Origin of the sequence: Agarivorans sp. 2_MG-2023, assembly GCF_030548085.1 — a bacterium.
Classification (GTDB): Bacteria; Pseudomonadota; Gammaproteobacteria; order Enterobacterales; family Celerinatantimonadaceae; genus Agarivorans.
Genome location: NZ_JAUORQ010000014.1, coordinates 96,945 through 107,708 on the forward strand (window position 1 = coordinate 96,945; position 10,764 = coordinate 107,708).

The 10,764-nt window shown below is 44.4% G+C and carries 15 protein-coding genes; 6 read left to right on the forward strand and 9 right to left on the reverse strand.

All coding sequences use genetic code 11. The features are described from left to right. Nucleotides 1-42: 42 nt before the first annotated feature. A complete protein-coding gene (locus tag Q4549_RS18710) occupies nucleotides 43-690 on the reverse strand; it encodes a YceH family protein (protein ID WP_303516324.1) in 648 nt (215 codons plus the stop codon). Between the two features lie 289 nt (nucleotides 691-979). Between Q4549_RS18710 and Q4549_RS18715 the strand changes: the two genes are divergently transcribed. The 3 genes from Q4549_RS18715 (at nucleotide 980) to Q4549_RS18725 (ending at nucleotide 3,853) form a co-directional block, all read left to right on the forward strand. After that, nucleotides 980-2,104, forward strand: coding sequence for a GGDEF domain-containing protein (locus Q4549_RS18715; RefSeq protein ID WP_137672353.1), 1,125 nt, complete (start codon nucleotides 980-982; stop codon nucleotides 2,102-2,104). A gap of 108 nt (nucleotides 2,105-2,212) precedes the next feature. Beyond that, on the forward strand, nucleotides 2,213-3,013 hold the full coding sequence (locus Q4549_RS18720; protein WP_303553872.1) for an ABC transporter permease: 801 nt from the start codon (nucleotides 2,213-2,215) through the stop codon (nucleotides 3,011-3,013). Nucleotides 3,014-3,097: 84 nt separating this feature from the next. Next, complete coding sequence (locus Q4549_RS18725) at nucleotides 3,098-3,853, forward strand: isocitrate lyase/phosphoenolpyruvate mutase family protein (RefSeq protein WP_303553871.1); 756 nt, start codon at nucleotides 3,098-3,100, stop codon at nucleotides 3,851-3,853. A gap of 69 nt (nucleotides 3,854-3,922) precedes the next feature. Here the strand turns inward: Q4549_RS18725 and Q4549_RS18730 are convergent, their stop codons facing one another. After that, a complete protein-coding gene (locus Q4549_RS18730; RefSeq protein ID WP_137672355.1) occupies nucleotides 3,923-4,492 on the reverse strand; it encodes an NADPH-dependent FMN reductase in 570 nt (189 codons plus the stop codon). Between the two features lie 106 nt (nucleotides 4,493-4,598). Here Q4549_RS18730 and Q4549_RS18735 point away from each other — a divergent pair, with 106 nt between their 5' ends. Further along, nucleotides 4,599-5,495, forward strand: coding sequence for a LysR family transcriptional regulator (locus tag Q4549_RS18735; protein ID WP_303553870.1), 897 nt, complete (start codon nucleotides 4,599-4,601; stop codon nucleotides 5,493-5,495). A gap of 17 nt (nucleotides 5,496-5,512) precedes the next feature. Here the strand turns inward: Q4549_RS18735 and Q4549_RS18740 are convergent, their stop codons facing one another. Next, nucleotides 5,513-6,073, reverse strand: coding sequence for a DUF1287 domain-containing protein (locus Q4549_RS18740; RefSeq protein WP_303553927.1), 561 nt, complete (start codon nucleotides 6,071-6,073; stop codon nucleotides 5,513-5,515). A 328-nt stretch (nucleotides 6,074-6,401) separates the two neighbouring features. Here Q4549_RS18740 and Q4549_RS18745 point away from each other — a divergent pair, with 328 nt between their 5' ends. After that, the gene (locus Q4549_RS18745; protein WP_303516336.1) at nucleotides 6,402-6,578 is read left to right on the forward strand and encodes a hypothetical protein; all 177 of its coding nucleotides are present in this window, start codon (nucleotides 6,402-6,404) and stop codon (nucleotides 6,576-6,578) included. A 180-nt stretch (nucleotides 6,579-6,758) separates the two neighbouring features. Here the strand turns inward: Q4549_RS18745 and Q4549_RS18750 are convergent, their stop codons facing one another. The 3 genes from Q4549_RS18750 to Q4549_RS18760 all read right to left on the reverse strand — a co-directional run bounded on the left by Q4549_RS18750 (nucleotide 6,759) and on the right by Q4549_RS18760 (nucleotide 7,921). Continuing rightward, a complete protein-coding gene (locus Q4549_RS18750; protein WP_303553869.1) occupies nucleotides 6,759-7,097 on the reverse strand; it encodes a hypothetical protein in 339 nt (112 codons plus the stop codon). A gap of 93 nt (nucleotides 7,098-7,190) precedes the next feature. Next, entirely contained in the window at nucleotides 7,191-7,568 is a 378-nt protein-coding gene (locus Q4549_RS18755) for a hypothetical protein (RefSeq protein ID WP_303553868.1), read from the reverse strand. A gap of 104 nt (nucleotides 7,569-7,672) precedes the next feature. Next, nucleotides 7,673-7,921, reverse strand: a complete 249-nt coding sequence (locus Q4549_RS18760; RefSeq protein ID WP_303553867.1) for a hypothetical protein — start codon at nucleotides 7,919-7,921, stop codon at nucleotides 7,673-7,675. A 147-nt stretch (nucleotides 7,922-8,068) separates the two neighbouring features. Here Q4549_RS18760 and Q4549_RS18765 point away from each other — a divergent pair, with 147 nt between their 5' ends. Next, the gene (locus tag Q4549_RS18765; protein ID WP_303553866.1) at nucleotides 8,069-9,265 is read left to right on the forward strand and encodes an IS4 family transposase; all 1,197 of its coding nucleotides are present in this window, start codon (nucleotides 8,069-8,071) and stop codon (nucleotides 9,263-9,265) included. A gap of 110 nt (nucleotides 9,266-9,375) precedes the next feature. Here the strand turns inward: Q4549_RS18765 and Q4549_RS18770 are convergent, their stop codons facing one another. From Q4549_RS18770 to Q4549_RS18780, 3 genes are all read right to left on the reverse strand, one after another. Then, nucleotides 9,376-9,666, reverse strand: a complete 291-nt coding sequence (locus Q4549_RS18770) for a hypothetical protein (RefSeq protein WP_303553865.1) — start codon at nucleotides 9,664-9,666, stop codon at nucleotides 9,376-9,378. A gap of 133 nt (nucleotides 9,667-9,799) precedes the next feature. After that, nucleotides 9,800-10,180 carry a hypothetical protein gene (locus Q4549_RS18775; RefSeq protein ID WP_303553864.1) on the reverse strand — a complete coding sequence of 127 codons (381 nt, stop codon included), beginning with the start codon at nucleotides 10,178-10,180 and terminating at the stop codon, nucleotides 9,800-9,802. Nucleotides 10,181-10,297: 117 nt separating this feature from the next. Further along, nucleotides 10,298-10,678: a hypothetical protein gene (locus Q4549_RS18780; protein ID WP_303553863.1), complete on the reverse strand. Its 381-nt coding sequence runs from the start codon at nucleotides 10,676-10,678 to the stop codon at nucleotides 10,298-10,300. Nucleotides 10,679-10,764: the final 86 nt, after the last annotated feature.

The following is a 10,764-nucleotide window of genomic DNA, read 5'->3' on the forward strand; positions in this document are numbered from 1 at the left end:
AAAGGCCAGCAAATTGCTGGCCTTTTTTGGGACTAGATTTCTTTATTGTTCTAACTCAACAACGCGTTGTTTGAGAGCAGCCAACTCTTGGCGTAGCTCATCAATTTGCTGTTGTAGTTCAGCTTGTTGCACAGGTGCAACAGCGGCACTAGCAGCACTTGGCGCTGCGGCGGCGAACGAAGGCTCACCAGAGAATAAATGCGCATAACGAGACTCACGTTTACCGGGTTCTCGCTCTAACTTAAGAACCAACTTACCGCTTTCGTGATCAGCAAGTGCTTGTAAGCTTTGCTCTACCTCTTGCACGCTAGCAAAATTAGCTAAGCGTTGGCTGCGAGTACGCAGTTCGCCGGGGGTTTGTGGGCCACGTAAAAACATTAAACACACAATAGCGCGCTCGCCTTCACTTAGCTGTAAGCCGCCAAATTGGGTATTACAAAAACGGTGTTGGTAACGGACTACTCGCCCCGACATGGGCGCTTCGGTAACAATTCGTAAATCTTGTAACTCCACCAAAATATCTTGAACTTCGGCTTCACTTAAAGCCATTACCGGTTCACGATTGCTTTTTTGGTTACACGCTAAGGTGAGCGCGTTTAACGACAGAGGGTATTGGTCAGGCGTGGTGGTTTCTTTCTCTAACAACGCACCTATCACTCGCGTTTGTTCTACACTTAAATTTTGTTCCACTCTACACCTCTTATTATCAACTAGGCTTACGCTAGAATTATGACATTTAGAATACGTTAAATGGCTTGCTTAAGCAGCTCTTGCTCGCACATTTTCGTACGCTAAATTAAACAAAATTTTCAGCGTTAAAATTTCTTTTAATAAAGCCTCTTATTTGATGTTTTTTTGATGTAGATTAGCTTAACAGGTCTGATTACCCGCTAAGGTAGGCGTCCGCTCCACAAGAGCGATTAAACGCGCATTGCCACCACGTGAAACGCTTAAGTAGGGACTTGCTGGACGCTATAGTATGGAATCATTTCGTTGGACTGCAGACTTTGAAACAGGTATCTCTGTTGTTGACGATCAACATCGGCATTTGATTGATCTTATTAATCAAATTGGCGATTTACTTACCGAAAATCAAGCTCCAAAAGGTGCTATTCAACAACTTAGCCAAGAGTTGGATACCTACGTAAAAGAACATTTTCAAGAAGAAGAAATGCTAATGGCTCAGCATAAGGTAGATGCTCGCCATCGCCGCGCACATGTAAAAGCCCATCAGGAGTTTCTAGGTGAAGTGGCTAAACTCAGCCAATTCAACCACAACAGCCAACAAAGCAAAGTAAAACACCTACTCGACTACTTGATTCAATGGCTGGCTTACCACATTCTCGGCATTGACCAAGTATTGGCTAAACAACTGCACTTTATTGAACAAGGCGATAGCCCAGAGCACGCCTACTGCCAAACAGAGCAACCCAATGATTTAGCGACCGAACCGCTCATTGCCGCGTTACGTGGCTTGTTTCATCAAGTGAGTGTGCGTAACCACGAGCTATTAAAGCTAAATCAAAACCTTGAGCAAAAAGTGCAAGAGCGCACCCTTGCATTGCAAAAAACCAACCAGCATTTACAGTCTTTAGCACATACCGACGTGCTTACTGGCTTACCTAATCGCCGCCATGCCATGATCCAACTCATGGAGCTATGGAAACAATCAGTGGCTAACGATACCCCTTTAGCTTGCATGATGATTGATGCAGACCACTTTAAGCAGATTAACGACCGCAACGGTCATGATGCTGGTGATGCTGTATTAATGCTGCTAGCAAGAGCCTTGCGCGAATCGGTGCGTAACGACGACGTTGTAGCTCGTTTAGGGGGCGATGAGTTTTTGCTTATTTGCCCTAATACCGACGAGCAAGGTGCATATCGCTTAGGTGGATCAATTCGCGAACGCATCGAGAATATGCAACTAAATCATCAAAAATATCAGGTGAGTGTGAGTGTTGGCGTGGCCAGTCGCAGCCCCAAAATGCCACACCACGAAGCCATGATGAAAGCAGCCGACAAAGCGGTATACCAAGCCAAAGCCGAGGGTAAAAACTGCGTAAGACTGTATAAACACAGCACCAGCAAACAAGCCTGTTAAGCCGCTAGACCTTAATCAGCACAAGACTCTACCAAAGCCCCGCGCTACACTAATAGCATGCAGGGCTAAGGGCTTGCTCGATGGTTTGTTTTAACGCTGGAATTCCTCATGACAATAGACATTAGCTGGTCGGCCCTAGGGCTATTTTGCCTAGTATTGCTTATTCCAGTGTTTATTAACTGGCGCTTTAATTTAGCCTTGGGTAAAGACATTGGCATCAGTCTAATGCGCATGCTGTTGCAACTTGCTCTGCTTGGTGTGTATCTGCAATTTCTTTTTGAGCTAAACAGCCTGTGGGTAAACCTACTATGGTTAACGGTCATGTTGCTAGTAGGGGCCAGCGCCATTATTGGCAAAGCCAAATTACCACGCAAAGCCTTATTTTTTCCGGTATTAAGTGGCTTAATATTGGGTTTAAGCCCACTACTGGTAATTTTGCTACTGGCGCTACTCAAACCCGCCCCAGCCTATAGCGCTCAATACCTCATTCCTTTAGCCGGAATGCTCTTAGGCAACAGCCTTAGTGGCAACATTGTGGCCTTACAACGGCTATTTAGCGCCTTAAACGAAAAAACCAGTGAGTACCAAGGTTACCTAGCACTTGGTGCTAGCCGCCAACAAGCCACCCAAGGTTTCTTGCAATCGGCTATGCAACAAGCATTTGCCCCGGTTTTAGCCTCTATGAGTACCGTTGGGTTGGTTACCCTACCCGGTATGATGACTGGCCAAATCCTCGCAGGTAGTGACCCAATGGTGGCTGTTAAGTACCAACTGGTGATCCTTATCGCCATTTTTGTCATGCTCAGCATTTCTATCGCCACCACCCTTAGCTTGAGTATTCGTGTCGCCATTGGCCAAACGGGCTTGGTAAAGTTTGGTATCAACAAAACCAATGCTTCAACAACTTAATCAATCAACATACTTGTTAAGTTTTCGGTTGTGGCTAAGTCAGTGTTCATAGTAACTTTTAGCTTTACCGCAAGGAGCATAACTATGACATTCAAAGACTTACACTACCAAACTGCACCATTACTACTTTGCAATGTATGGGATGTCGCTAGCGCCCAACTCGCCGAGCAGCTAGGCTTTAAGGCTATTGGAACCTCAAGTGCAGCCATTGCGGCCTCGCAAGGTTTTGTCGACGGCGAGCAAATGCCTTTTGACAGCCTCTACTCGATAGTTAAACAAATCCGCCAACATTCAACACTTCCTCTCACTGTCGATATCGAATCTGGTTATAGCCGCGAAGCAAAGCAAATAGCTGAGAACATAAAACGACTGAGTGATGCAGGTGTAGTAGGAATCAATATTGAAGATAGCGTGGTAACTCAGCAACGCAGCTTATTAAACGCTGATGCGTTTTCAGCGACCATTTCACATGTAAAACAACAACTTAGCCAACAGAAAATAGATGTATTTATTAATGTGCGAAGTGATGTGTTTTTGTTAAACACTCAAGATGCTATCGAACAAGCTAAACAACGCATCGCGCTTTATACCGCAGCAGGCGCTAACGGTATCTTTCTGCCCTGCCTAGAAAAAGCGGAGGATATACAAGCCATTTGCGAGTTTAGTGAACTACCCATTAATGTTATGTGCATGCCGCATCTAGCCGACTTTACTCAATTACAAGCGTGGGGAGTGAAGCGAATCAGCATGGGTAACTTTTTGTTTGAGAATATGCAGCAGCACCTCAAAACCCAGCTTAATCGCATTACGCTACAGCAATCTTTTGCGAGCTTATTTTAAACCAGCCCTCTCCACTAAACAGCGCTATTAGCCATGTGAAAACAAAACTAATAGCCAATGCCTGCAGATTTAGTTGGCTAACTTTTTAGCGGTTGCAGCCACTTCAGCCCCTAACGCTTTTACCCGTTGCTCCATATCTGCATCGGCTAACTGGCCTTCGGCGTTAAAAGCTTGGTAAGACGAGCCTACCGCCACTTGTTTAGGGCTAACCAACACACCTAAGTTGAACAAAATATCGCGCGTATGGGCTAAGCCACGAATGCCTCCTAAACCGCCCGGCGAGGTAGCCATAATACCGGCAACTTTACCTTGAAAGGCAGACCCAATATCAGCGTCTTTAGACGGACGCGACAACCAATCTAAGGCATTTTTTAATACCCCAGAAATAGAACCGTTGTACTCTGGGCTAGCCAACAAAATACCATCGGCTTGGGCGAATAAGTGCTTTAAATCATTTACCGATGCCGGTGTGCCTTCGGCTTCTAAATCTTCTGAGTAAAGTGGAATAGCAAAATCGGCTAAATCAACGTAGCGTACTTCTGCGCCAGCTTCCTCGGCGCCTTGGGCGGCAATTTTTACTAAGTTCTTGTTAAATGATTGAGCGCGTAAGCTACCTGCAAGTGCGATTAATTTAGTCATTTTATGCTCCTCAGCATTGCCTTCTAGATGAAGTTATTGTCGATTTGAGGACATTGTTGCATAAGCAAATTTGAAGAAAAACAACATACGTGCAACACTTCTGTGCATGAATGCACATAAGAATGATTGGAACGACATCCATATTGCTTACCAAGTGGCTAAGCTAGGCACACTTACAGCCGCGGCAGAAGCCTTGGATGTTCACCACAGTACGGTACTGCGCAGAATTAATGCCTTAGAAGAGCGGCTAGGCACCCGCTTGTTTCATCGCCATGCTCGCGGTTATCAGCCAACCGAATCCGGCATAATGCTAACCCAAGCCGCGGAAAGTACGCAAAACGACTTTAGCCGCTTGTTAGGTAAGTTAGCAGGCACCGACAACCAACTGTCGGGGACTTTGGCGCTCACCACCGTGAACAATATGGCAGATATTTTGTTGCCAATATTGGCCGAGTTTCAAGCACTGTACCCGCAAATAAAACTGGAATATGCGGCCGACAGTCGCATTTTAAAACTGGAACATGGCGAAGCCCATGTAAGCATTCGTCCAGGTAAAAAACCTAAAGATCTTGATTATGTGGTGCAAAGCCTGGGGGAAATACCCGTCACTTTGTATGGCTCTAAAGACTATGTAAAACGGTACGGGAAAATTGCGTCACTAGAGCAGGTGGTTGGTCATAAGTTTATCTCAACCATCGAGCCTTATTCGCAAATTAGCTTTATTCATTGGTTGAATAGCCAAGTCGAACCGCAGCAAATTGCTTTGAAGGTGAATGACTTTAATGCCTTTGTTCCTGCTATAAAGGCAGGCTTTGGCGCAGCGCCTTTGTCTTGTCGCTTAGCGCAATTGCATCCAGAACTAGAACCACTTATTTCTCCCCCTGCACAGTGGGCGATACCTCAATGGCTCAGTACTCACGTAGACACCCACCGCACCAGTAAAGTACAGGCCTTTACTCAGTTTTTAAAGCAACGTTTTAGTACCTTAACAAACGCCAATTAGCCAGAATGTGGCGAATACTACTGGTTACTTTCACTGGGTTGATACCGATAATGGCCAGTAATTTGGTAGCTAAATAGCATGTCTTCTAGTTGAGGCCCCAAACCAATGTTGTGCACTATTTTAGGCACTCCAGCGGCTGATAACTGGTCACTCACAATACCAATATGTGGCAAATTGCCCGGTAGCATCCAGGTGACTATATCACCGGCTTGGTAATCGCTAGCTTGCTGGCTACGCGCGAACGACTCGCCATGGCGAGCAAAAAACACCTGTAGATTAGGTACCCGACGATGATCAATATTCCTATCGGTGCCACTCAAGCCCCAAATTCGCTGCGAGGGGTAAAGGCTAAAGTGGTCGCGCATATCTTCGTGTACCAATACTTGTAAATCTGCCCCTATTGCTCGATAAGAGCGAATCACTACATCAGTGCATACGCCCAGATGCTTAGGTACGTCGCCGTTTGGGTAATCCAGCGCTACATAGGAGCCATCGTAAATAACGGTATGTTCGGTACGTGCTAAAGCGGCCTCAACTAAATCTTGCGGAAAAGGCTGCCCCATAGCCTGTAGCGACATTGCCACAGCCAAAAACCACCAAACTTTTTTCATTATTTACTCTTTAAACTCGCCAAAATTAATAAACATAATAAACAATAAGCAGAAGATGATCATTAGCCCCTTCTCAGCGAAACCGCGGGTAAACACTATTCATTGGCTGGTTGGCCTAAAATGGCCAAGCGCGTTGTTACTATTTAGTGCACGAGCAGATCCAGCTCACTCTTTAAACAATAATTCACTACACCTTAGAGGTAGCTCGCAGGCTGAATTGATGTAGATCATATTTAATTTCTAGCAACATGGTTTATGTTAAAGCTGTGTTAACAATTTCAGTAAGGGAATTAAGATGGAATTAATACAAGATCCACGTTGCTACACCAACGTATGCATAGACGGCCAATGGTTTCATTACGACCACTGCAGCACTAACGCCTACATGCTTAAAGGTGGTTCACCAGCAGGTATTGAGCTGCAAAGTATTCCCGCAACCGAAAACGAGCTAATAGAATTACTATCTAGGTAACATTTATTAAGCCAGCAACAGAACCAAGTAGAACCGCTCAATATGGCGCGTACTCAACGCTTAGCTATTTACCTGGCTACGGTTACCTTATTTCAGCAAAAAAATTACCGCGGAATCTAGTAGACCAGTGACACACTCAGCTTGTGTAAACCACCACGGCCAGATAAACCAACAAAGCCTTTAGAACATCACATCAGTTAGCATTAAATCAACAGGGTACATCGCATAAAGCATTCCAAAAAAAGAAAGGCCTGAAATAACCAACGCGAGAATGGTAACGGAGTACGTTTTATTAAAAATAGAGCCAAAAACTAAAAAAGCCAAAGCAATAAAAGACGGCAAAAACCACCAACCACCCAACGAAAATGCTAAATCACTCCACATAGGAATACCACTGCTGTAAAAAGCTAAAAAAGCACTGCGAAACTGTTCAATAGCCTTAGTTTGCACCCATAGAATAGACGTAGCGGTTTGTAGCGAAATAAACACGATACTGAATATTATGATAGTAAGTCTCATTGGCTACCTTATGGTGAAGTTAAACGCCTGAACTTGTTTTAATGGAGTGTCTACTGAATCGGATCAACTACAAATTCCCGCTTGAATGGCTTGTTATGTTTCTGATACCACAGCACTTATTGCAACAATGACAAAGATAACCAAGCCAATCAATTGTTTTTTAGAACGCTGTTTATTTTCTAATTGTTCTTCGCGAGAAAAGACTACCAAAGGAGATTTAGCAATCCCCCTGCAATATGCCAAAAAGGATAAGGCAACGCCTGTAAATATTATTACACCTGCATATTCGATAAAGATGAATAATAGTGCAACCAGTAACACACCTCCGAATGCAAATATACCTTTGAGGATATCCACAACGTTATTGTGAATCCTGATCACTTTACAACCACAAATAGAACACTTTGCAGGGATCGCTTCACTACAAAAGATATTGGCGACAAAACTTATTTTATGAGTACATGATTTCATAAGAAACATAACGCCTCAAACAGCGGCGCGCGTTAGCGCGTCCAGCCACGAAGTGGCGTTGCTGCTTTGACTTGTTAAGTTTTGATTGATAATAAAATGCATATTTATAAACTTATACCATAAGATTGTTTAACATATTCTTTTGTGACTTCAATGGCTCTACTTGGCACAACCCCTGGAGGGTTTTCTGGACCAGACTGGAACTCGATATAAATGGATAGAGATTTTAAATAGTTAACGCGATCGGATTGCCAGCCACTATCCAGTTTAATAGGACCTTCGGCAACAACGACTAATTCAGAGAACGCTGCCTCCGAAACCTCTCCATTTAAATTTTTATATTCAAATTCCATGATTAACCTAGAAACTTAACGCCCCGCTCTAGCGAATCCCCTCATAATCCTCTGAGAATTCATATAAGTAGACGCGCACCCCGTGGTTTGATCTAATTAATTTCGCCAAAAACCTTTTCTATCTAACCCTGCACGGAGGCAGTCGGGATGCGCGAAATTCAAATTCTACACCAAATGCTTATTGAGCTATGCCCTAATATTCACAAAAAACGCCTTAACTCCCTGATGGTTGCAACCACATCATTATTGGATGGCGATAAATTGTCTCTCACCGAGCTAGGGCGGAATATCACCAGCCGTACCTCACCCAAACACTGCATTAAACGTATCGACCGTTTGCTCGGTAATCACCATTTAAATAGTGAACGTTTAGCGATATACCAGTGGCATGCTCGGCAGATTTGCGGCGCTAACCCCATGCCAGTGGTCTTGGTTGATTGGGCTGATGTTCGTGAGCAATTACGGATGATGACATTGCGAGCTTCTGTTTCAATAAAGGGCCGTTCTATCACCCTGTACGAACGCACCTTCGAGTTCAAAGATTACAATGCTCCACGCAGTCACAATCAGTTTCTATCTGAACTTGCGAAGGTGTTGCCCAAAGGCTGTACACCGCTGATAGTTACCGATGCGGGATACCGAAACACGTGGTTTAGAGAAGTGGCCTCTTACGGTTGGTATTGGCTGGGTAGGCTACGTGGTGAGGTCTGTTATCAGCTCAGTGAACAATGGGCGCTTACTAAAACCCTTTATGCGTCAGCGAACAACAAAGCGCGTTATATCGGTGCAGTACAAATAGCCCGCAAGAAACCCATGCCTTGTCACTTATATGTGTTTAAATCTAAGGATAAACAACGCAAAGATAAACGTTCACGCCGCTCAGGCAATAATCATTCGGCCAAGAAGCTGTATCACCGCTCAGCCAAAGAGCCTTGGGTACTGGCCAGCAATTTACCCCCTGAATTATTTAACGCGGTACAAGTGACTAAGTTATACGCCAAACGGATGCAAATAGAAGAAACCTTTAGAGACTTAAAAAGCCCCCAATACGGCTTTGGCTTGCGCCATAGCCGGTCGCGCTGTCCGCGCAGGTATGACGTGCTACTGCTGATAGCGATGCTGGCTGAAATCACTTTATGGTGGTTAGGGCTGGTTGCTCAGCATATCGGTTGGCAACGACACTTTCAGGCAAATACCATTCGAAAACGGGCGGTACTATCAATCGTGAGGCTAGGCAAAGAAGTGCGAAGACGGCCTGACTTCGACATACCAGAGCAGCGAATACGCTGGGCAATTAACGAGTTTCGCTGGTTGACTCACTCTGCGGGACTGAAAGATTTATGAGGGGATCCTCCAGCGCCCGCATTTGCGGCGGTTTTGTAGCGAGGCACGAGCGGAAAAACCGTCCAATCCACGCAGTGGTTGATGCAACATGCGCTTGTTATACGTTTGCATTATCCCAACATTTCTATTTTTGCTTTCACGATAAGCTCTGCAACTTTTCGGTCATGCTCTTTATCGGGGCCTAGCCCTATGTTTTGCTCAACAGAAGAAGTTAGTGAAGCTGCGATTCGAAAAGCATCGTTATCTTCAATGGCTAAGCGGAATATGTGCGGAACATAACTATCATACTCATCATCCCACTCATTATCGCCATCATTCACACCAATAGGATCCCACTTTTCCCATAGTATTTCGGCAACCTTTTTATAGAAGGCTTTCTGCTTAGAGCTGAGATTATTCATAAATTACGTATAACGCTGCCATAACCGGCAGGCAAAGTGATGAAGCTTTTATGCGAAAATTTGCGAAGCAAATGCACAAAAGAAGCAGCGCTTTGACTGTCCAGCCACGAAGTGGCGATGGTTGATGGCCTTGTTAGCCATTGACCTCAACTCCATACTCCTGGGCGATTTCGCCAAGATTTTGATAGATTTTTGCCGAATATAGGTGCTTACTCTTATTTATTGCCGCCAACAGGTGACTGGCGATATTTCCATTCATATCTTCGCCGCCGCACGATGGTAATGTAACCAGAACCAAGAGAAGCGGGATTACCTCAGCCAGTAGCTCCGCAGGATATTGAGATATGTAATACGCTGCTGCCATTCTTGGGTCATTAGAGTACTCGTCATGAGGAGCACAAATATTACATAGCTCTAAAAGCAACTTTGAATCATTCAAGCGCTCTGTAAAGAAACTCTCTGCTTCTTTGTCTGAATGTAATGACGCTATCAATTGTTCTCTTAGTGAATTCATGCTCATACTTTTATGTGTGGCTAACGCCGCCAGAAACTGCCGGAGTGAATTGGCTGCTTTTTTGCGTGTTTTTGCAAAAAAGAAGACAGTTTACGGAGGTCAGATTTACTGGCCTTGTTATGTGAACTTATACTCGGCAAAGACACCACCCCTCCAGTTGTCGTAGCTGTAACTAACTTTATTATTAAGTAAGTCATCGACATTTTTACGCCACAACCTAATTGCACCGTGTTTAATACCCACCCCTTTATCAGAGTAACCCTTAATCCGTTCGACTTTGTCAGATTTGGCTGGCTCTCCATAGGTAGAGCCAACTATGTAATAGAGCATGTGTAAGAAAAAATCCTGCTTCGGGCACTTATAATCTGTAGCTAATTCTATAAAAAGGTCGATTTCTCTAGTCCATGATAGAAACAAATCCCACTCATCATGGGGCCAGTCGTCCTTTGAGTAAGCCCAGACTTTTACTTCATCAATTGTTGGATTAGTTACTTCCATACGATTTTCACATAACGCCGCACTAAGCGGACTAAAATAGTGGGTTATAATGTGTAGCGAAGCGAAACTTAACCCACTGTTTTAGT

Coding starts and splice junctions, on each gene's coding strand:
- Q4549_RS18715 (WP_137672353.1), top strand. CDS start 980: ATGGAATCATTTCGTTGGACTGCAGACTTTGAAACAGGTATCTCTGTT.
- Q4549_RS18720 (WP_303553872.1), top strand. CDS start 2,213: ATGACAATAGACATTAGCTGGTCGGCCCTAGGGCTATTTTGCCTAGTA.
- Q4549_RS18725 (WP_303553871.1), top strand. CDS start 3,098: ATGACATTCAAAGACTTACACTACCAAACTGCACCATTACTACTTTGC.
- Q4549_RS18730 (WP_137672355.1), bottom strand. CDS start 4,492: ATGACTAAATTAATCGCACTTGCAGGTAGCTTACGCGCTCAATCATTT.
- Q4549_RS18735 (WP_303553870.1), top strand. CDS start 4,599: ATGAATGCACATAAGAATGATTGGAACGACATCCATATTGCTTACCAA.
- Q4549_RS18740 (WP_303553927.1), bottom strand. CDS start 6,073: ATGTCGCTACAGGCTATGGGGCAGCCTTTTCCGCAAGATTTAGTTGAG.
- Q4549_RS18745 (WP_303516336.1), top strand. CDS start 6,402: ATGGAATTAATACAAGATCCACGTTGCTACACCAACGTATGCATAGAC.
- Q4549_RS18750 (WP_303553869.1), bottom strand. CDS start 7,097: ATGAGACTTACTATCATAATATTCAGTATCGTGTTTATTTCGCTACAA.
- Q4549_RS18755 (WP_303553868.1), bottom strand. CDS start 7,568: ATGAAATCATGTACTCATAAAATAAGTTTTGTCGCCAATATCTTTTGT.
- Q4549_RS18760 (WP_303553867.1), bottom strand. CDS start 7,921: ATGGAATTTGAATATAAAAATTTAAATGGAGAGGTTTCGGAGGCAGCG.
- Q4549_RS18765 (WP_303553866.1), top strand. CDS start 8,069: ATGCGCGAAATTCAAATTCTACACCAAATGCTTATTGAGCTATGCCCT.
- Q4549_RS18770 (WP_303553865.1), bottom strand. CDS start 9,666: ATGAATAATCTCAGCTCTAAGCAGAAAGCCTTCTATAAAAAGGTTGCC.
- Q4549_RS18775 (WP_303553864.1), bottom strand. CDS start 10,180: ATGAATTCACTAAGAGAACAATTGATAGCGTCATTACATTCAGACAAA.
- Q4549_RS18780 (WP_303553863.1), bottom strand. CDS start 10,678: ATGGAAGTAACTAATCCAACAATTGATGAAGTAAAAGTCTGGGCTTAC.